The sequence below is a fragment of the Enterococcus sp. AZ015 genome (assembly GCF_050499225.1).
Lineage (GTDB): Bacteria > Bacillota > Bacilli > Lactobacillales > Enterococcaceae > Enterococcus_D > Enterococcus_D entomosocium.
Genome location: NZ_JBMHEX010000001.1, coordinates 2,423,145 through 2,442,242 on the forward strand (window position 1 = coordinate 2,423,145; position 19,098 = coordinate 2,442,242).

The 19,098-nt window shown below is 43.9% G+C and carries 21 protein-coding genes; 8 read left to right on the top strand and 13 right to left on the bottom strand.

All coding sequences use genetic code 11. The features are described 5' to 3' along the window. Positions 1-97: 97 nt before the first annotated feature. Complete coding sequence (locus IGK85_RS11220; RefSeq protein WP_008379010.1) at positions 98-1,414, bottom strand: ABC transporter substrate-binding protein; 1,317 nt, start codon at positions 1,412-1,414, stop codon at positions 98-100. Between the two features lie 242 nt (positions 1,415-1,656). Between IGK85_RS11220 and IGK85_RS11225 the strand changes: the two genes are divergently transcribed. After that, on the top strand, positions 1,657-2,160 hold the full coding sequence (locus IGK85_RS11225; RefSeq protein ID WP_008379012.1) for an isochorismatase family cysteine hydrolase: 504 nt from the start codon (positions 1,657-1,659) through the stop codon (positions 2,158-2,160). Positions 2,161-2,230: 70 nt separating this feature from the next. Here IGK85_RS11225 and IGK85_RS11230 read toward each other — a convergent pair whose 3' ends face one another. Continuing rightward, complete coding sequence (locus tag IGK85_RS11230) at positions 2,231-2,515, bottom strand: hypothetical protein (RefSeq protein ID WP_005234711.1); 285 nt, start codon at positions 2,513-2,515, stop codon at positions 2,231-2,233. Positions 2,516-2,803: 288 nt separating this feature from the next. Between IGK85_RS11230 and IGK85_RS11235 the strand changes: the two genes are divergently transcribed. The 4 genes from IGK85_RS11235 to IGK85_RS11250 all read left to right on the top strand — a co-directional run bounded on the left by IGK85_RS11235 (position 2,804) and on the right by IGK85_RS11250 (position 5,569). Next, the gene (locus IGK85_RS11235) at positions 2,804-3,937 is read left to right on the top strand and encodes an alcohol dehydrogenase catalytic domain-containing protein (RefSeq protein ID WP_008379016.1); all 1,134 of its coding nucleotides are present in this window, start codon (positions 2,804-2,806) and stop codon (positions 3,935-3,937) included. Positions 3,938-3,956: 19 nt separating this feature from the next. Then, on the top strand, positions 3,957-4,301 hold the full coding sequence (locus IGK85_RS11240; protein ID WP_429972246.1) for a YrhK family protein: 345 nt from the start codon (positions 3,957-3,959) through the stop codon (positions 4,299-4,301). A gap of 28 nt (positions 4,302-4,329) precedes the next feature. Further along, on the top strand, positions 4,330-4,545 hold the full coding sequence (locus IGK85_RS11245; protein WP_008379021.1) for a DUF378 domain-containing protein: 216 nt from the start codon (positions 4,330-4,332) through the stop codon (positions 4,543-4,545). Between the two features lie 181 nt (positions 4,546-4,726). Further along, positions 4,727-5,569, top strand: coding sequence for a hypothetical protein (locus tag IGK85_RS11250; RefSeq protein WP_008379024.1), 843 nt, complete (start codon positions 4,727-4,729; stop codon positions 5,567-5,569). Between the two features lie 51 nt (positions 5,570-5,620). Here IGK85_RS11250 and IGK85_RS11255 read toward each other — a convergent pair whose 3' ends face one another. The 10 genes from IGK85_RS11255 to IGK85_RS11300 all read right to left on the bottom strand — a co-directional run bounded on the left by IGK85_RS11255 (position 5,621) and on the right by IGK85_RS11300 (position 16,104). Further along, positions 5,621-6,484 (bottom strand): formylglycine-generating enzyme family protein, encoded by an 864-nt coding sequence (locus IGK85_RS11255; RefSeq protein WP_008379026.1) that lies wholly within the window; start codon positions 6,482-6,484, stop codon positions 5,621-5,623. 15 nt (positions 6,485-6,499) lie between these two features. After that, positions 6,500-7,276: a sulfite exporter TauE/SafE family protein gene (locus IGK85_RS11260; RefSeq protein ID WP_008379028.1), complete on the bottom strand. Its 777-nt coding sequence runs from the start codon at positions 7,274-7,276 to the stop codon at positions 6,500-6,502. Next, complete coding sequence (locus IGK85_RS11265) at positions 7,273-8,385, bottom strand: radical SAM/SPASM domain-containing protein (RefSeq protein ID WP_008379030.1); 1,113 nt, start codon at positions 8,383-8,385, stop codon at positions 7,273-7,275. Before IGK85_RS11265 ends, IGK85_RS11260 begins: the two co-directional genes overlap by 4 nt. Before the next feature lie 29 nt (positions 8,386-8,414). After that, positions 8,415-9,902, bottom strand: a complete 1,488-nt coding sequence (locus IGK85_RS11270) for a sulfatase-like hydrolase/transferase (RefSeq protein ID WP_008379032.1) — start codon at positions 9,900-9,902, stop codon at positions 8,415-8,417. A gap of 13 nt (positions 9,903-9,915) precedes the next feature. After that, entirely contained in the window at positions 9,916-11,850 is a 1,935-nt protein-coding gene (locus tag IGK85_RS11275) for a beta-glucoside-specific PTS transporter subunit IIABC (RefSeq protein WP_008379034.1), read from the bottom strand. A 110-nt stretch (positions 11,851-11,960) separates the two neighbouring features. Continuing rightward, positions 11,961-12,782 (bottom strand): PRD domain-containing protein, encoded by an 822-nt coding sequence (locus IGK85_RS11280; RefSeq protein WP_008379036.1) that lies wholly within the window; start codon positions 12,780-12,782, stop codon positions 11,961-11,963. Positions 12,783-12,996: 214 nt separating this feature from the next. Then, the gene (locus IGK85_RS11285; RefSeq protein WP_008379038.1) at positions 12,997-14,310 is read right to left on the bottom strand and encodes a DUF438 domain-containing protein; all 1,314 of its coding nucleotides are present in this window, start codon (positions 14,308-14,310) and stop codon (positions 12,997-12,999) included. Next, a complete protein-coding gene (locus IGK85_RS11290; protein WP_008379040.1) occupies positions 14,307-14,540 on the bottom strand; it encodes a DUF1858 domain-containing protein in 234 nt (77 codons plus the stop codon). Before IGK85_RS11290 ends, IGK85_RS11285 begins: the two co-directional genes overlap by 4 nt. A gap of 113 nt (positions 14,541-14,653) precedes the next feature. Continuing rightward, on the bottom strand, positions 14,654-15,388 hold the full coding sequence (locus IGK85_RS11295) for an ABC transporter permease (RefSeq protein WP_008379042.1): 735 nt from the start codon (positions 15,386-15,388) through the stop codon (positions 14,654-14,656). Continuing rightward, positions 15,385-16,104 carry an ABC transporter ATP-binding protein gene (locus IGK85_RS11300; protein ID WP_008379044.1) on the bottom strand — a complete coding sequence of 240 codons (720 nt, stop codon included), beginning with the start codon at positions 16,102-16,104 and terminating at the stop codon, positions 15,385-15,387. Before IGK85_RS11300 ends, IGK85_RS11295 begins: the two co-directional genes overlap by 4 nt. A gap of 96 nt (positions 16,105-16,200) precedes the next feature. On the opposite strand from IGK85_RS11300, the gene IGK85_RS11305 reads away from it, so the two are divergent. From IGK85_RS11305 to IGK85_RS11315, 3 genes are read left to right on the top strand one after another with little or no spacing between them, the layout of a single operon-like run. Beyond that, positions 16,201-16,953 carry a polysaccharide deacetylase family protein gene (locus IGK85_RS11305; RefSeq protein ID WP_008379048.1) on the top strand — a complete coding sequence of 251 codons (753 nt, stop codon included), beginning with the start codon at positions 16,201-16,203 and terminating at the stop codon, positions 16,951-16,953. Then, the gene (locus tag IGK85_RS11310) at positions 16,950-17,927 is read left to right on the top strand and encodes an ABC transporter substrate-binding protein (protein ID WP_005234681.1); all 978 of its coding nucleotides are present in this window, start codon (positions 16,950-16,952) and stop codon (positions 17,925-17,927) included. The genes IGK85_RS11305 and IGK85_RS11310 overlap by 4 nt, the downstream gene beginning before the upstream one ends. 51 nt (positions 17,928-17,978) lie before the next feature. Continuing rightward, complete coding sequence (locus tag IGK85_RS11315; RefSeq protein ID WP_035006739.1) at positions 17,979-18,383, top strand: arsenic metallochaperone ArsD family protein; 405 nt, start codon at positions 17,979-17,981, stop codon at positions 18,381-18,383. A gap of 21 nt (positions 18,384-18,404) precedes the next feature. Here IGK85_RS11315 and IGK85_RS11320 read toward each other — a convergent pair whose 3' ends face one another. Further along, positions 18,405-19,064 carry a YczE/YyaS/YitT family protein gene (locus tag IGK85_RS11320; RefSeq protein WP_008379053.1) on the bottom strand — a complete coding sequence of 220 codons (660 nt, stop codon included), beginning with the start codon at positions 19,062-19,064 and terminating at the stop codon, positions 18,405-18,407. Positions 19,065-19,098 lie beyond the last annotated feature (34 nt).

A 19,098-nucleotide genomic window follows, 5' to 3' on the forward strand; every position in this document is an offset into this window, starting at 1 on the left:
TTCAAGAAAACATGTCCGCTTCGCAAAGCAGAAAGCAAAGCCCAGTCCGCTAACCGACTGGACTTTCCTTCTTTTTTAAAAACGCTCGTTTTGAAATTTATTTGTTTTGCTCAACGAGATCTTCGACCGCTTTTTGCGCATCTGCCAACCCTTCAGCCGGTGTTTTGCTGCCCAGCATGATTTGGTCGATCTGTTCATTGACAAGACTGCTGAAATCAGGAGCTGTCAATGGTACAGGTGTGATCACCGTATTGGCAAAGTTTTCATCTGCCATTTGGTAGATCATTTGGCCGTTTTCATCTAGATTGTCGTTGTTGACCAAGTTTTCGTTGGCTGTTCGATTCGCCATGATATCAAAGCTTTTCTCACCAAATTTCTCTTGAACTTCTGGTGTCGACAAGTATTTGATAAACTCATAGGACGCTTCAGGATCTTTGGCTCCGTATGGCACTTCTAAGACGAACCCGCCACCCCATGACCAGTGACCAGAACCACTTTCTTTTTCAGGAATTTGAATGACCCCAAATTCAAAGTCATCCGGTGCATTTTCCGCTAAACTTGAGTAGTAGTTGATGTTTTGCGCACGCATCGCCACTAATCCAGAAATGAATGGATCGGCAACACCTGAACCAAATTCAGCTTCTAACCGATTGATGGTATCTTGCCCATAATACTCTTGCCAGTCTAAGATCCATTCCAACGCTTCCACTTTGTTGTCTGTATCGATTTTGACGTTCTCATCCTTGTCAAACCAGCTGACGCCATCGTCGGCATTCAAGGCCCACACGTCAGCGCCTAAATTCCACAATGGGTAAAAGCCGATCCGCTCAAAGTCATCACCGTTTTTGACATCTAATTTACGAGCAACTGTTTCTAACTCCTCCCACGTTTGTGGCAGTTGCTCTTCACTGATACCAGCCTCTTTAAAGAGTGTCTTATTGTAGAAAATCACTTGCGTGTCTGTATTGAAAGGAACCGCATACGCATCCCCTTCATACTCCACCGTATCCCATAATTGCGGATAAAATTCATCAGAAAAGCCTTCTTCGATATACTCGCTTAAATTTGTTGCTTGCTGCGCTTCTGCCCGCTGAGCAACAGAATTAATATCTTGTACAATAACATCAGGCGGATTACCAGCAGTGATCGACGACAGTGATTTTGTCCAAATATCGCCCCAAGGCTGGTAGCTGTATTTGACCTCGATTTTATCTTGTGACGCATTAAAATCATCAATAATTTCTTCAATTACTTCTTGTCTTGCACCAGACCCCCAGAAGGACCAAAAATCCAACGTCGTTTTGCCATCTGCTGACTCATTCCCCGAGGAATCAGCGGTTTCGCTATTGCCACATCCTGCCGCCAGTACACCAACTGAAAAAAGCAAAGTCCCCATATAAAATAACTTTCTCATTTAACCTAACCTACTTTCATTTATTTTTAATGTACTATTTAAAAGCTATCACTACTTCTTCTTTTCAGCAAACAAAAAGCATCGTTATTCGAATAAAAAAATAACATTTTTACCGTTTCACGATAAGAAGAGCGTTTTCTTTGAAAATTTAAAAAAAGTGGGGCATCATAGAAATAGCACCTATTTTTCAACCTCTCGTTAGATCATTTGAAAAACGATGTTTATAGAAAGGGAGTAACCACATGCTAGTCATTGTCGATATGCAAAACCAAATTCTCGATGAAGAGAACGAAGCGTATGTGCCAGATAGCGCCGCTCTCGTCAAACGAATCGCCAAGCGCCTAGAACAAGCGCGGGCGAATGGGGAGTACATCTTACACACCCGCGACATCCCAATCGAAGTCAAAGGAACGCCTGATGAAGAAGCCGCTGCCCTGCAGCTTATCCCAGAACTTAAGCCTCTCGAAAATGAAAAAGTCGTCAAGAAATACTATTACAGTATTCCACCTGAAGTCTTGATCGACATCAAGAAAAATCTATTTAAGCCTGAAGAAGAAAAGAAAATCGAAATCACCGGTGTTGAAACCAACATCTGCGTCCTTTCCAATACGATCGAGATCCAAAGCGCCTTTCCTGACGCTGATTTCACCATCAATAAAACATTAGTCGCCGGTAAAAATCACGAGTCGCAAGGACTCGACATCTTACGAGACTTCAATGTCCAAATCATTGATGGAACAAAATAAACCAATGACCAATAAATAACGAAAGCTCCCTGTTCAAGGAACAGAGAGCTTTTTCAATTTAATTATTCATTCAATTCATTGAGCCATCTAATAGCTCGGTCGGAATTTCAATCCGAACCTCATTTTCTGTCTGACAGTTTGGACATACGAAGGTTCCTTCGATGGCTTCCTTCACTTCCCCGTAAGTATAATGAATAGCGATTTCATCTTCTGCCAATTCATTCGTTTCCAACGGTGGTACCATGGTTAATTGCCCCTCGCTGTCTTCTTGTAAATGAACGACTAGCTTCCCATCAAAGTTTTCATTGCAATTGGTGCAGGAAGCTTTTCCTCGAATCGTTAGATCCATGATCATCCCTCCTCATTTCTTGTCACTGGTTGATGCAGGTTCCAGTAGATACTCGTAACACATGCATGCTTCACTTTAATAGTGTCACGCTTTCACTTTTTTAGCAAATCATCTGTTTTTCTTTTTTTAAACCATTGATGAAGAAAAATCCTAATCAACCGTTTTGAGCGTTTTCGTTGTCAAATCGTTAAAATCCTTGCAGAATTAACTTATCTGTTACTGAAAAGTAAAAACATGTTGTTGGAAAAATTAGTGATTGTCCGAACTTATCTGAACAAACAAGGAGGAAAAATGATGCAAGCAGTAACCTGGCAAGGAAATCAAAAAATGGACGTTCGCCGTGTAGAAGATCCAACGATTTTAGAACCGACGGATGCGATCATCCGAATCACCGCAACTGCAATCTGCGGCTCTGATCTCCACCTTTACCACCATGGCGGCTCGGTTTTGGAAGAAGGCTATGTCGTTGGTCACGAACCAATGGGTATTGTCGAAGAAGTCGGCAGTCAAATACAGAAACTAAAAAAAGGCGACCGCGTCGTCATCCCTTTCAATATCGGTTGCGGTCACTGCCACTTTTGTCAAAATGAGATGGAAAGTCAATGCAACAATTCTTCAGAAGATACATTGTATGGCGGCTTATTCGGTTTTGGAAAAATGAACGGCAACCACTGGGGCGGTCAAGCCGAATTCTTGCGCGTACCGTTCGCAGATTTCACCTCGTTTATCGTACCTGAATCAACGATCCCTGATGAAAAAGTATTGTTTTTATCTGACATCTTACCTACAGCATATTGGAGCGTCCAAAATGCCGGCGTCAAAAAAGATGATACCGTGATCGTCTTAGGCTCAGGACCAGTTGGCTTGTTTGCGCAAAAATTTGCTGTGATGGCAGGCGCTAAGCGGGTGATTGCCGTGGACCCTGTTGCTCATCGTCTAGAAAAAGCCAGCAGCTACAATCAAGTCGAAACATTCCAATTGGATGATCTGGCTACTAGTGCCGATGAATTGTATGAGCTGACCAAAGGTGGCGCTGATGTGATCATCGACTGTGTTGGGATGGATGGTTTAGAACCCGTCAAAGAAAAAGCCAAAAATCTAGTCAGCTTGCAAAGTGGAACAATCTCACCGATCCAGATGGCCGCCAAGGCAGTCAAAAAATTTGGTACCGTCCAAATCACTGGCGTTTACATGACACCTGCTTCTTCTTATCCATTGCAAGAATTCTTTATGCGCAACATTGATGTCAAACACGGGCAAGCACCTGTGATCCATTTGATGCCAAAAATTTATGATATGATCTGTGACGGTTTGTTTGACCCGTCACAGATCATCACCCACACGATGCCTTTAGCAGATGCTGCCAAAGCGTATGAGATTTTTGACAAAAAAGAAGACAAGAACATCAAAGTTGTCTTGAAACCTTAGCACAAATAAAGGAGCAGTGATGGCACCTATGCCAAAAATCAAACGGAGTGAACATCAATTCGATCCTGGAAAAGAAGAAGATGTGATCATCAAGGCAAGTCGCTTTCGCATCTACTTACAAAATCGCTACATGTTGATCTCACTTACGAATGATATTTTGACGGGCTTGTTTTATATTTTCGGGAGTATCGTTTCATTAACTAGCTTACCTGCGATTTACGGAACGATCGCCTATTTGATCGGCGGTGTCTTTTTGACCATTCGCCCGCTGATTAAAATCGTTCGCCATGTCTATATCTATAATGATCGCAATCAAGAAGGCGAGAAAGAAAAAGATGTCACCATCACCGACGATGAAAGTTGATGGGGCGACAACTAGAGAGGAGTTTCCTATGTTAAAAACATTTGATGGGATCGCACTGACACTATTGATCATCGGTGGGATCAATTGGCTGCTGGTCGGCGCCTTCGAGTTTGACCTTGTCGCAGCGATCACCGGCGGCAGCACGTCGATCATTGCCCGCGTCATTTATATTCTAGTTGGGATTAGCGCATTGTATAGCCTAAAATTCTTTCCAGCTATCGCCCGCCAACAAACACTCGACTAAATGAAAATAAAGCCTGCATCTGCGGTGTGCTGACCCCAAAAAAGTTAGATTTTTGGTCTAACTTTTTGAGGTCGCATCTGTGGATGTAGTTTTTTTGTCTACAATCATTGAAAAAAAACACCAGTTGTACTACTCTTGTATTTAACCTACTATTTTCGAAAATATAAAAAGGACGTGACTCATGACCCCACCTACTAGACCCTCGCTGATACGTCGGATACTCGGTCGGATGCTTTTGCTATTGATTTTCTTATTTATTCTAGGTATTATTGGCGGAATTATTGTTTTAAATAACCTCACCATCGCGGAAAATTGGTTTGGTCTGAATGAATACCAAGTCGTTGAAACCAGGCATCAGATCATTCGTTTGTTCCCCTACTTTTGGGTAGCAGGGATCCTGCTGGTCTTTTTGATCGGTCTGATCATCGGCCTCAAAAAACACAAAAAGTCGCCATTTTACTGGTTATTCTCATTGCTCTTGCTGCCAGCGATTCTCTTTTGTATTGGCGTAGTTTCCACCTTTTTACCTGTAGACCGCCAACTCTTTCGAGAAGAAACCAGTGCCAAAGAAATTATGGCGGCGCTGCCAAATCAATCTTCATTCAAGGACAAAGAGCTGCAACTGGTCAGCTATAGTTTTCACATCCGCAATGTCCCGCTAAAAAGCGGCATTTATGCAGTTGCGCGAGTGATCAATCCAAACACAGGCCTACAAGACGAGTATTGGTATTACCCAGAAAATCTGTTGACCAAATGGAAAAAAGACGACGATACGATCGAGCTTTCGATGGAAGATACCATTGCCTTTGATGCCATCGACTGGGGCGTCATTCCCAAGATCATCAAGGATTCTGAGGCGCGAGCAGCTCAGCTAGATCACTATGTTCCTGGCGTCAGCATCGTCATTTTAAACGGCTTCCAAGGTGAATGGACTTGGACCGTTGGTTTAAATGGGATTCGTAATCGAACCGAGATCAATTATGTCTATGATCTCAAAGGAAATTATCAATCCGAATGGCAATAAAACAAGCGGCACCTATCCCTGTGAATAGGTGCCACTTTTGCTTTTATCGGTTTACTGATCCAAGTCTTTGACACACCGAAACCCTAAATTATTGGCTGCCGACATCCCAGAATTACCATTTCTAGCGGCAATTCGGTATCGTTTGCAATAGGATTCATGGCACAAAAATGAACCGCCGCGAGTCGCATACATTTGATCATCTTGTGTTTGATTCCTTATCCAAAAGGTTTGTCCCGTCTGTTGTTGAAACTGCGTCAACGGGATGCGGGCAGGATTGACGCACCATTCCCAGACGTTGCCGATCACTTGATACAGACCAAAGCCGTTGGGCTCATACCATTTCGCTGGCGCTGTATTGGCAAAGCCATCTGCTCGCGTGTTGCTTTTTGGAAACTCTCCTTGCCAAATATTGCAATGATAGGTATTTTCTGCCAAAAATTCCCTTCCCCAAGGATATTTTTCAAAACTTGTCCCGCCTTTTGCAGCGATCTCCCACTCTGCTTCTGTCGGGAGGCGTTTTTTTGCCCATTGGCAATAGGCGATCGCATCGTTGCGAGACACCTGAACCACTGGGTGATCCATCCGCTGGGCAATCGTTGAATCAGGTCCTTCAGGATGACGCCAATCTGCGCCGCTAACCGCGTACCACCAAGCCATATTCGGTACCTTTTGACTGCGGTGTTTCGTTTGCTCACTTAAAAAATAGTGAAAAACGAACGACCAGCCAAAGCGCTCGGCTTCTGTGACATATCCTGTTGCTTCCACAAAAACTTGGAAAGCTTGGTTCGTCACCGTCGTGGCATCAACGGCAAATGCTGGGCTGTCGAGGCTGATTTGCGGTCCCTCAAGATCCTCGGCAAAGCCGTCCATCGTATTCGTGCCAATTCGAAAAGTTCCTGCTGGAATCGTGGGCATCTGTTTGCCTCCTTTTTACAATAATTGATAGCCATTGTACAGATTGATCAGTAACACCAGCACGATCACGGTTTGGAATACCAGTGTCACTCGCTGCGGTGACAGGACGTTGCTGGCCTTGGCGCCTAATAGTCCTCCCACGATCGCGGCTGGAATAACAAACCACAAAATTTGCAGATCATACGCACCAAAACCTGTCGAAAAAGCGATCGTCAAAATTTTTGCCAGCTGCGAGAAAAAAATCGTACAAATTGAATAAATCGTCGCCTCTTTGATCGGCATGGCAAACAGCAACATCAATAAAGAAACATTGATGGGTCCGCCGCCGATCCCCAGCAAACTGGCTAGAAAACCGAGAATCAAACCGCAAGCTGCATACCAGCCGACTTTTTCCAACGCAAACCCGCGCCAGTTATATTTTGTATACAAAAAAGCAAACAATAGTGTCAGCACGGTCACAAGGATTTGGATCAGCTGAACCATCTTGTCGTCTCGAAAAACCAGCAATAGCTGTTCAAAGGCAACATTGCCTAAAACACCGCCTAACACAGCACCACCAGAAACCCACAAGGCAATCGACCAATTGATTTTCCGTCCACTGGCTAATTGTCTAGCTGTCGAAACGATAGACATCGTGAAGACAGCTGTCGCCGAGTAAAAAGAGATCGCAGCAACAGAATGGGCGCCGATAAAATCGAAAATCGGTTTGATCAGCACGCCGCCCCCCATGCCGGAAACTGCACCTACGGCATTTGCTAAGACGATCACGAGAAAATAAATCAGTCCGATCATTGTCTCACCCCTTGCAACAGCCCCAATATCTCATTGATTCTGGGTGTGAAGTCTTTTAACAGCTCCTGATAGCCGCAAAACCCCTCACTATCCACGTACATTGCATCTTTCATTCGTTTACAGCCTCCTCGGCACATTTTTTGGAAAGGACATTGCGTACACTTCGAAGGCATGTCTTTTTTCTGGCACAAAAACTGCTGCGAACAGTCTTGAGAAAACAATTCCCGCAACGTTTGCTCTTGGATATAGCCCATGCGAAACTCATCTAATACATAGAAGTCACAAGGATAGACACTGCCGTCGGCTTCGATCACATACTGCACTTGGCAGTTGCCTAGAATCCCACAGGCAGTTACTTGCTGCCGCACCAATAGATTTAGTAAATCATCGAACAGCTTAATACTTAGGTAGCGCCCTTGTGTCAATTCCTGCAGCCAAAACGCCAACAGCTGCTGATAAAAGTGCGCAAAGCTTCTTGGTGTCAAGGCATAGTCGTTCGTTGACGTGGCATCCAAATCAGCCAAACAAGGAATGAACTGCGCAAAGGCAATCTGCTCTTCCTTGAGAAAATCAAACACACGCTGGGCTTCCTTTGCTAATGGATTTGTCAACACGCACAAGACATTGTACTCGATCTGATAGGCGTCCAATAATCGCTTGGTCTGCAAAACCCGCGCAAAGGTCCCCCGCCCTTTGGCGTCTAATCGATGCCGATCGTGCGCAAGCGGATGCCCATCGATCGACAGCCCGACTAAAAAGCGATACTCTTTCAAAAAACGACACCATTTATCATTGATCACCATGCCGTTGGTCTGGATCGCATAGTGTACTGTCACTCGCTTTTTTTGCGCCGCAACATAAGCCGTTAGTTTTCTAAAATAACTCAGCCCTGCCATCGTCGGCTCTCCGCCTTGAAATGCCAACGTCAAATGATCGCCAGCTTCTAAGTCTGCATAGATGTTTGCAATCATCTTTTCCATTATATCCTCTTTCATTTTGCCAAAGGAACGCACTTCGCGCAAGGAACTGACGTTGGCATAAAAGCAATAGGTGCAGCGCAGATTGCAAAGAGAGGATGCTGGCTTGATCAAAACGGAGATATGTTTCATGTGGAGGCCTCGATTCTTTTTTTACTTTTTTAGCGTTTGTCGCGTTTCATCGGAACAAAATCAGTCGTTTCCATATAAAAACGAGTAACGCGTTGTTTCATTTTCTCGACAATTTCGGCGTATGCTTTTTCTAGCGCCAAATTCTTGATTTCCATCGGGTCTTTTTCCAAATCATATAGTTCGTCATGCTCATAAAGACGCATCACATATTTATAGTTTCCCATCTTGCACATAACTGCTTTTGTATGTTCCGGACCTTCGCTATACTGTGTCGCAAGCCGCGGCCAATACGGAGATTTCGGTCCATGCCCCAGCTCCATCGCTTGTGTCTCCCCATGAGTGCGTCCGCCTTCGCAAAAAACAGCATCTTTGTGCTCTTCGGCTCCTTTGATCACAGGAACCAAGGATTTTCCAAATTGTGTATAGGAAAGATCAAACTCAGCCATTTCGGCGATCGTTGCTGGTAAATCTAGCAGTTCCGCTTGTGCTTTGGTGATTCGCGGCACACTTTCAATCGTTTTAGCAGGTTTGATGACCAATGGGACATTCGTGATCGGCTCTTCAAAACAGTTTTGGACTTTTTCAGTGATCGTGTAGTCACCAGTATAGTCCCCATGATCACTGAAAACAATGAGGTTTGTCTCATCATAAAAGCCTGTTTCACGCAGCTTCTCTTTGATCATGCCCAGTTGATGATCAAAGCGCGAAACCATTGCTAAATAGGTGGCGCGTAATTCATCAAAGCGCTCTTCTGTCCAACCGTTCAAATTCTGTTTCTCATTGATGCCATACAGCATTGAGGCTTTGTTAGGAATATCTTTGATGTTCGGTCGGCGTTTCGGCAGTTTCTGACGATCAATACTCGAATACCATGGATCTTCGCAAGCATAGGGTGGATGTGGGAATGAGATCGTACAATAAACGAAAAATGGTTTGTCTGTCTTTTCCTGACTGCGACGTTCAAGATAGTCCAACGCCTTTTTCACACAATTCCAATCCGTTTTGCCATAACCCTCACTATCTGGTAATTTTCCCATATAAAATGAATAATACGTATCTCCTGAAAGCATCTGGTCGTATAGCTGTTTACTGGCTTCGTTCATATCGGCGGAATGATTGACTTCACTGTTTTGTGCATCCCGAGTGTTTTCGTCTACCACACCGTCATAATATTCATCACAATAGTCTGTTTTTGGTTTATCTCCCGGAACCACATCATTTCTGCCGATCCAGATGACTTCATAGCCTTGATTCTTCATTTCTTTCAAAATATTGGGTTCATCTTCTCTTTGCAAATAGTGCATCGTTCGATGCCCATTGACATGTGGATAAAAACCCGTCAGAAAACTATTTCTAGAAGGCACACAGACGGGGTTTTGGCAGTAGGCATTTTCAAATGAAACCCCTTCTTCTGCCAGTTCATCAAAGTTAGGGGTGATTGATGCGGGATTCCCCATATGTGAGAGTGCGTCATTTCTCATCTGATCTGCTACGAATAAAAAGATATTTTTTTTCAACTTGTCTTTCCTCCTAACCGATGACCGTTAATAAGGTATCTTGTTTTTCAACATCTTGTTTGTCTGTTTCAACAATATCTAGGTAATCCGCCGTGTTTGAAATAATAATCGGTGTCACGATGGAATAGCCTTCTTTTTCCAATGCGTCTTTATCAAAACTCAAAAGTAATTGTCCCTTCGTTACTGAGTCTCCTTGGGCAACTGCTGGCTGGAAATACTGTCCTTTCAAATTCACTGTATCCATCCCTACATGAATCAGAACTTCAACGCCATCTGCGGTCGTGATTCCCACTGCATGATTTGTCGGAAAAAGTGTTGAAACGATTCCATCTGCTGGTGCGTAGACCTTTCCTTCTGACGGAATGACAGCTAATCCTTTCCCTAACAATCCGCTGGAAAACGCTTCGTCTTTTACTTCTTTTAGTGGGATGATCGTTCCTCTAACCGGTGTTGCCAAATCATAGAGAACAGTTTGTCCAAGTTCATGATTCAGTGTCGATGGCTCCACGTTTTTTTCCTCGGTGCCTTCACTAGCTGGTTCATCATCGCTTTTAGGATCATAGGCATAAAAGAACGTGATCAAAAATCCTAATGCAAAGGCAACGGCACTAGCTATGGCAAACCCGATAAAGCTATTATCAATGCCATTTTCTGGGTGAATAAATCGTGGTAAAGCGAAAATACCTGTCCCGCCGTTGATGTAGACTCTCGTTTTGAACAATCCCATGATTCCTCCGGCAACAGCGACTGCGATGGAGGTAGTATAAAATGCTTTTTTCCTAGGTAAGGTTACCCCATACAGTGCCGGCTCCGTGATACCAAAGATAGCCGAAAGAAAAGCAGGGAAGGCGATTTCTTTTAATTTTTTGTTTCTAGTTTTCAAAAAGATTGCGAGGGTGACTCCCGCCATCGCCACGGGAGTTGCCAGACCAGCCATCATCACGACATCGTACCCTAGTGTGGCATAGTTGTTCAAAGCGATCGGCACAAAACCCCAATGCAGGCCAAACATAATGAAGACCTGCCAAAATCCCCCAATAACAATACCAGCGATAATCGGACTAAATTCGTAAGCAGCTGACAATGCTTGCCCTAATAATAATCCTGCCCAAGTAGTAATCGGTCCAACGATTAGAAAGACTAAGGGAACTGTGATGATCAAGGTCAGAAAAGAAACAAAGAAACTCCGCACTGCTCGTGGAATCAATAAAGAAAAGAAAGCTTCTAGTTTTGATGCCAAATAAGTAGCTGCAATAATCGGAATCACGCTTGAAGTATAGCTCATCAATATAACAGGGATTCCAAGAAAAGTAATATAGATTGGAGATTCTAAGACAGAACCTGCAAATAAGGTATACATCGCTTCGCTTCCGCCATTTGCTGCTACGATCGTCGGATAAACTAATGCTGCCCCGATCGCCATTCCGATAAAGGGTTTACCCCCAAATTTTTTCGAAGCAGTGTACCCTAGAAAGAGTGGGAAGAAATAAAACAATCCATCCCCTGTCGCATTTAAAATCAAATACGTCCCTGATGCTTTATCCAGCACTTCAAATGTTGTCAATAAAGCAAGTAACCCTTTGATCATCCCTGCTGCCATCAAGACATTGATGATCGGTGTAAAAATACCAGCGACAATATCGATAAACCGATTTAGAATCCCTTTGGGTTCTTCCTCTTGCCCAGAAGTTTCTTCCGTATTCATATCGATCATGTCCGTAAATTCTTTGTAAACTTCTGCTACGTGATTTCCGATAACTACTTGATATTGTCCCCCACTTTGGACGACGGTGACAACCCCCGGCAAGTTTTTGATCGTTTGGGTCTGGGCTTTTGATTCATCTTTAAGTTTAAACCGAAGACGGGTAATACAATGCGTCAACCCAGCAATGTTTTCTTTTCCGCCGATATTCTTTAAAATTTGTTCATTCAATTCTTGGTATTGCATCTCATTCATTCCTTTCTCTACTATCAACCAATGAAAAAGGCAAGACCAAACAACACTACATTTCTTGTAGTCTTGTCAAGTCTTGCCTGCTTTACCAGTAACACCTTGAATTATTGATCGATCAATTTTTGTACATGAAGCGTTAAGTACAATTGTTCATCGTCATATAATGTTTTATTTAAATATTCGCCAATCAAACGGGTGGTTTCATAGGCTTTAGGATATTTATCGATCACATGAACTAATAGGGGATTCCCCACGCCTTCAACGATTTCCTTGTTTTCAATCCGTTTAAAAAAGAATCTCAAATGGGTGACGAAGCGATCGAAAGCTAAACTATTCTCATCAATGTGCACACGATTGTGAATACGAATAAGTGAAATAATGTCTTTGATTTTTTGTGTCAGCAATTCGATATCTTCCATCTTCTCTGAATCGTCATTGATTTGCGCATTAATAAAATGCATGGCGATATTACTGATCTCTGCCTCATTTAGGGAGAATTGCGTTTTGCTTTCGATCAACCGAACCGCATGCTCTCCTACTGCATACTCGTTGGGATAGAAACGCTTGATTTCCCAAGTCAAGCGATTGTTGATGCTGATCCCTTCTTCTTTCAAGCGAATCAAATTATAGATGTGATCCGTCAAAGAGATGTAAATGGAATCACTTAATTGGTAGGAAATGACTTGCTTTCCATAACGGATAATATCATCCGCAAGAGACGCATATTGGATTGGAATGTTCTCTAGCAATTCCATCAAACGATCAGAGGATTTCTTTTGAAGCACAAACACTTTTTCAATTTTTGATTCATCGGCGGTTTGTCCTGGTTTCATTTTGAAGCCAAGGCCGGTACCGATCCAGATAAAATCTTTGCCATCTTGTCCGACCAAAACTGCATTGTTGTTTAAGATTTTTTTGATCTTCAAGACGCTTCTCACCTCCTTAAAATGAAAAAAGGCGATACCTTAATACATGTGTAGGATCCATACACACGTAAAAAGGTATAGCCTGCATTATCAGTAACTACCCATTTGATTGCCTTTACTATACTATTTTTCTAGAAACGTTGCAAGCGTTTTATTGATTTTTCTTTTTTTGCTTCGTTTCAAATAGACACGGATCAGCCTTTCTCCAAACTGCTCACTGATCCAGCAACCGGCTTTGCCCTTCGATTGTTTGGATCTCCGTAATGTCTTGCGTGACTTCTAGACAACCTAAATAGATGCCTGCTTCATTTTTTAATGCAAAATAGCGAATATAGATTTTACGGCCTCGCATATCGATCCAAAATTCAGCAGTCTCCCGTGTGCCCGCGCGAAAATCATCCAAAATCTGCTGCACGAGATGCATGCTTTTCGGTGGATGGCAGTTGACGACTTCACGGCCTAAAACCGAATTCGTTCGTGGAAAGACGCGACTCTTGCCTTCTGAATAAAAGCGCACCCGCTCTTCACTATCTACAAAGGTCAAGTCCACTGGCAACGTTTGAAAAATCGCCACCAATTGTTCAAATTGCAAATTACCAGTAGGCAATGAGAGGGTCGGCTGTTCAGCAATTTGCGGCGAATTTTCCGTTTCTATGACTTGAAATTCATCGAATCCTAAACCGGCTGCGATGCCGGCGGTTGTTTCTTGGGCTTGTTTGATCGCCGCTTGCCTTGCGGGTTCTGCCGCCTGTTCCTTTTCAAGAGCTTCTTGGCTCGGTTTCCAAGGAAGCGGTTCTGGAATAAAGGCAAAGCCGATGTCAAAACTGTCAGCCGCAATTTGTTCCCAATCTTTAAGACTGAAGACATCCAGCGTCATTGGCACCATGATTTCTTCTTCTTTGAAAATCATCTCTTCGATTTCGTTTTTGACCGCTTCCCATTGGACAGCAATCGGATTATAGGCAGTTTTTTCGGAAGCCAAAAGCTCATTGAGCGCTTTGATCATGACCCGAATATTATCATCGACACCCCACATCACTTTTGGCGGTGCAGTGATGCCGTACTTCTCCATGTAAGAAAAAATCAACGTTTCTTTTCGCGCATAATGTTTGTCGATCTGCATTAAATCATTGCAGGCAGCTTTTAGACGCTTTTTAGGCGTCCAATCACCGGTTTTTATTTTAGCTAAGAGGCTATCGATCTCATCGGTCAACAAGGATTGCAGGACTTGGTTCTCCAATTTCAGAGTATGCACAGGATGGCCTGGTTGCCCATATTCTTCATTGGAGTGATGGATCTCATTGATCGATCCTTTAAAAACAGCAGCATGAATATTGCACAAACGCTGAATCTCAGAAGGGTCCAACCCCGTTTGGATCAAAGCTTTTTCAGCAGCAGTGATCTCCGTCACATCCACACCATCAAATTCTTCGTTAAACAAGCGTTTAGCTTCTTCAAAGGAACCGCCTTGGTGAAGCAAACTCAGTATTTCGACGATCCGTTCTTGTCTTTGACTGTTAGTTTTCATTTCGTCGCTCCTTTCACAAGAAACCCTTGTTTTTCGAAAGCGAGACAAACCCTTTCCAAGGGGATCTTCTTCATCTGAGCCCCTTTGGGAATCGTCATGTAACGTCCAGCAGTTTGTAGCATCCCTGGTTGATTGATCGCCGTAAACCCTATTTTACTCATGATTTCTTGTATTTCAGGGTATTGTGCCACAAGTTCATAGAGCGTTTTTGACAGATCGATTTCTTTCATAGTAAGGTCTTCCTTTCAGTGAGAATGATTCTCAATAAGATATCCTTAGTATAAATCATTTTGTTCAAAAATACACGAACTGCCGCAAACATTTATCAATCGATCATTCTTTTCTAAGATTGTCGGTAACGGCACACCACTTTTTCCAACCAATCGATACTGGCAAAAAGCAGATAGCCCATCAAAGCAATCAGGAGGATACCCGAAAGCATTTGTGGGTAGTCCATTTTTGACCACGCACTTAAGATCAGATAGCCGACACCATACGTCGTGTTATAGTTTTCGGCAAAAAAGAGGGACGCCAACGCGATCCCGATACTGACCCGCACACTGGCAAAAAGTGCTGGCATGAGCGCGGGCAAAATAACGAAGCGCAAGACATGGTGCCATTGGTTGGTATAATTTTTCATGACCTGAAAATACGCTGGTGGGATCTTCGTGACTGCATCACGAATCGAGACGATCACTTGAATGACGATCACCGCAAAAATCAAGAGAATTTTTGAGAGATTGCCTAAGCCAAAGAAAATCATAAAGACAGGTAAAAACGCAACTTTAGGAATCGGATATAAAAAGTAAAGCAGTGGACCAAGCAGCCGATCCACTCTTTGGGATCGCCCAATCAAGATTCCTAACGGCACCCCGACTAGCAACGCCCCACTCAACGCCGCAAATACCCGCAGCAAACTGGCACCTGTGTGGATCAGTAAGACTTCTCGCAGTGCCCAAAAACGTTCGGCCGTTTCTAAAGGATTAGGCAGTGAGCGATTGTTGGTCACCCAGCTTACTCCCCACCAAACCACGACAAACGAACAGAAGCCCCAAGCAAAAGATTTGATGGGTTTCATTGCCTCGCCTCCCTCATTTGTTCTTTCAACTGCAAGACGACTTCATAAAAAGCCAACGAGTCTCGTTCCAGCTGGCTGCCGTAAAATGGATTACTGATCGGCGTAACGTCCTGATCTTTTAGCAACAAAATCGTCTGCCCCAAAAACACTGCCTCTTCTGGATCGTGGGTCACCACGATTAAGCTGTTTTGTCTGCGCTGCTGTTGAGCAGCGATCATGACTTGTGCGTTTGCTTTGGTTTCTTGATCCAGTGAAGCAGTCGGCTCATCCAATAATAAAACATCGGGCTGTGTGATCAGTCCCCGCCCCATGGCGGTCCGTTGTTTTTGACCGCCACTAAGCTGATGTGGATAGCGGTCCTGCACCTGCGTCAATCCCAACTCCGCCAAACAGCTTGTGACCCGTTTTTTACGGCTCTCACTGGGTGTTTGATTGATAAGCAGCGGCATTTCCAGTGCTTGGTAAACTGTTTGCCAAGGAAACAAATGCAGTTCTTGGAAAACGACCTCGATGTTGTCAGGGGAACAGCCTTGGTAAGTGATCGTGCCTGATTGCGGTCGCTGCAACCCTTTGATCAAGGATAAAAGCGTGCTTTTGCCAATCCCCGATTCTCCCAGCAGCACATAGGTCGTTCCTTGTTCAAAACAAAACGAAAGATCCTTAAAAATGACGGTTTCCCCATACGTAAAGGAAACGGAATCGAATCGAATACTCATCAGAGAATAAACTTCTTTCTTAAAATTATTTGTGTTGGTTTTCACATTTTATGCTATACTATTTTTTGCGTGATTGATAAGAAAGGATGGTTTATGATGTTTCAGACCCTCGTATTTCATGAAATACGTCCCGAAGCAGAACTTTATGATCAGGTGCGCCCGATCAAAGTCGCAGACGGCTATCAAGATGCCTTGCCTCTGCCCTTATTCAATAGCACTTCTCATTTTAAACAACAAATCGACTTTTTGAAAGCAGAAAATTACCATACGTTGACCCTTGCAGAAGTCAAAGATTTTTATTTCCGGCAGCAGCCGCTACCAGAAAAATCCGTGTTGCTGACCTTTGACGACTGTTATCAATCAATGAAAGAATATGCCTACCCACTGTTGAAGGAAGCTGGTTTCAAGGCCACTGCCTTTGTCGTGATCGGCTGGCTTTTTGATGCCCCTCAGCCTTACGAACCAGAAGTTTCGCGGACATTGAGCAGTGCCGAATTAGCCGAAATGAGCGATGTCTTCGAATATGCCAATCATACCGCTCATTTTCACGAACGCAAGGACCAGCAAGGGCGGTCAATGTGGGAAACACCGGCAGCCTTTGCGCAAGACTTACGAAGCTGCAATCAGCACGTGCCCATCAAGGATGTTTTTGCCTATCCCTTTGGCTTTTATGATCCGCAGACGATCGCTACCTTGGAAAAGGAAGGCTTCGTTCTAGCATTTACCACCAAACCAGGTATCAACACGGCACAAACCAAGCCCATGGAACTCCATCGGGCAGTCATCCCGTTCTCACTACCAATGGCTGCTTTTGAACAACGATTTAGAAACGAGGAAATGAACCAATGAAAAAAACGATTTTAGCAAGTATCCTAGCACTATTCGCTGTTGGCGCTGCCGCCTGCGGTAACACTGGCGAAACAGCAAGTACCAGCAATTCCAGCACTAGCAGTACAGAAGCTGCGGTCACAGATCAAACATTGACGATCGGGGTGTTACCAGCAGAATCAGCGATTCCGATCATTCTAGCAAAAGAAGAAGGCTTTTTCGAAAAGCAAGGATTGACTGTGGAACTCAAATCCTTCACTTCCCCGAATGACCGCAATGTGGCGGTGCAGGCAGGCGAGCTGGATGGTACGATCAGCGATGTCATGACAGAAGCGACCTTTAAGCAAAACGGCATTGATATGACGATCACTTCTGATATTTTGGAAAACTTCAAGATTCTCGCTTCACCGAATTCAGGGATCACTGAGATGAAAGGGTTAGCGGATAAAAAAATCACCCTTGTACCGAATTTCATTTTAGAATACATCATGGACCAATTTGCACAGGAAAATGATTTTACCTATGACATCGTGGATATCGCTTCTTTTTCTGCCCGTTCCGAAGCATTGCTCAATGACCAAGTCGATGGCGCTGTTTATACGGAACCGCAAGCCAGCATGTTGGCTGCCCAAGGGGCGATTGTTTTAGGCAGCTCTAAAGATGCTGGCATCAAAGGCGGCACACTGCAATTTATGGACGAAGTTATCCAAAATCGCCCGCAAGACCTAAAAGCATTCTACACTGCTTACAACGAAGCCATCGATTACATGAATGCTCATTCAGCAAAAGACTATGCCGATATCTTGGCAGACTATCAATTTCCCGATGCTATGAGTACCTACTTAGACAGCCAGGAAGACTATCCGTATGCCCAGACAGTGCCGCAAGAGCAATTCGACGCAATCATTGCTTGGACGAAAGACAAGGGTCAAATCGACCAAGCGTATTCTTACAACGAGTTGACCAATTTCGATTTTTTACCCGCTGACGAATAAGAAACAACAAAAAAGACGCATTTGCGTCTTTTTTTGTTGTTTCACTTCTTTTTGATACTCTTTTTTGCTCGTGGCAAGAAATTCAGGTATACTTTTGACAAATCAGCTGCCATGAAAGGATTTGATGCAATGCCAACGATCGCGGTTTATGCCGACCAGAAAGAAGATACTTGGGAAGCACACTTGACTCACCAGTTAAAAATAAATGAAGAAAGGACCCAGGCTCATCAAACATTCCATAACGAACCTTTAACGATCGACGAATACTTCTTTACAGAAGATTCTGCCCCTTTTCATACGAATCAAGCCGTCAAGCAGCAATTAGCAAGCAATGGCCGCAGCTGTCTGCCACTCGTGTATGTCGACGATCAGCTATTTTGCCAAGGTCGCTTGCCAACGATCCGTGAATGGGAACAATTGACGAAATCTGGGATCACTGTGCAATTTGATGCGTAAGATCAAAAGGCGTTGAAGGATTTACCCTTGACGCTTTTGCCGAGTCGGTATTCCCAAAGTCAAATCACGTTCCTTCGACCAAGCGATGGCACCTGACAGCAAAAAGAAACTAATGACCGTCCCTTCCCTCACCGCTAGCGGTAAGCCCAAACTGATTGCTAGCAAGAGCGCCCCCGAAATACAGACTGCATCAACGCCATAACGGTACTGCTTAAATGTCCAACGACTGCGTTGCGCCAGCAAATGACACCAGTGCTCGATTGGAAATTTCAAGACCTGCAACCGTAGGACTTGCCCCGTCGCCGTTCCAGAAATCAAGATCCCACCGATCAAAGCAGCTAGTTGGCTCCAATAATTCGTCAAGTGCAGCGATGCCAAGAAGTAGTAAACAAAGCCATTGATCAAATAGCCGAAAGCCAGCAAAGCGAAAAACATAATCAAGTACTCACTGCCTTTTTGTTTGAGGGGCGTCTGCCGCCGATCCAATAGCCAACAGGCAGCTAGAAAGCCCAAGTTGATGGCTGTTGTGATGGTGCCGACTTTGATTCCTGACATCGTTGCCAGCGTGACATTCAAGGCATTAAAACTACTGACCCCAACGCCTGCTTTAATGGTCAAGCTGATCCCGAATGCACTCAGCCCATAAAAAATCCCTGATCCTATCCATTGCTTTTTATTCATTTTTTCTCCCACACTTTCTTTTTTGCTTTTCTAA

Coding starts and splice junctions, on each gene's coding strand:
- IGK85_RS11230 (WP_005234711.1), bottom strand. CDS start 2,515: ATGATCATGGATCTAACGATTCGAGGAAAAGCTTCCTGCACCAATTGC.
- IGK85_RS11235 (WP_008379016.1), top strand. CDS start 2,804: ATGCAAGCAGTAACCTGGCAAGGAAATCAAAAAATGGACGTTCGCCGT.
- IGK85_RS11310 (WP_005234681.1), top strand. CDS start 16,950: ATGAAAAAAACGATTTTAGCAAGTATCCTAGCACTATTCGCTGTTGGC.
- IGK85_RS11300 (WP_008379044.1), bottom strand. CDS start 16,104: ATGAGTATTCGATTCGATTCCGTTTCCTTTACGTATGGGGAAACCGTC.
- IGK85_RS11285 (WP_008379038.1), bottom strand. CDS start 14,310: ATGAAAACTAACAGTCAAAGACAAGAACGGATCGTCGAAATACTGAGT.
- IGK85_RS11225 (WP_008379012.1), top strand. CDS start 1,657: ATGCTAGTCATTGTCGATATGCAAAACCAAATTCTCGATGAAGAGAAC.
- IGK85_RS11220 (WP_008379010.1), bottom strand. CDS start 1,414: ATGAGAAAGTTATTTTATATGGGGACTTTGCTTTTTTCAGTTGGTGTA.
- IGK85_RS11295 (WP_008379042.1), bottom strand. CDS start 15,388: ATGAAACCCATCAAATCTTTTGCTTGGGGCTTCTGTTCGTTTGTCGTG.
- IGK85_RS11275 (WP_008379034.1), bottom strand. CDS start 11,850: ATGCAATACCAAGAATTGAATGAACAAATTTTAAAGAATATCGGCGGA.
- IGK85_RS11320 (WP_008379053.1), bottom strand. CDS start 19,064: ATGAATAAAAAGCAATGGATAGGATCAGGGATTTTTTATGGGCTGAGT.
- IGK85_RS11305 (WP_008379048.1), top strand. CDS start 16,201: ATGTTTCAGACCCTCGTATTTCATGAAATACGTCCCGAAGCAGAACTT.
- IGK85_RS11290 (WP_008379040.1), bottom strand. CDS start 14,540: ATGAAAGAAATCGATCTGTCAAAAACGCTCTATGAACTTGTGGCACAA.
- IGK85_RS11245 (WP_008379021.1), top strand. CDS start 4,330: ATGTTAAAAACATTTGATGGGATCGCACTGACACTATTGATCATCGGT.
- IGK85_RS11250 (WP_008379024.1), top strand. CDS start 4,727: ATGACCCCACCTACTAGACCCTCGCTGATACGTCGGATACTCGGTCGG.
- IGK85_RS11240 (WP_429972246.1), top strand. CDS start 3,957: ATGGCACCTATGCCAAAAATCAAACGGAGTGAACATCAATTCGATCCT.
- IGK85_RS11255 (WP_008379026.1), bottom strand. CDS start 6,484: ATGCCCACGATTCCAGCAGGAACTTTTCGAATTGGCACGAATACGATG.
- IGK85_RS11260 (WP_008379028.1), bottom strand. CDS start 7,276: ATGATCGGACTGATTTATTTTCTCGTGATCGTCTTAGCAAATGCCGTA.
- IGK85_RS11265 (WP_008379030.1), bottom strand. CDS start 8,385: ATGAAACATATCTCCGTTTTGATCAAGCCAGCATCCTCTCTTTGCAAT.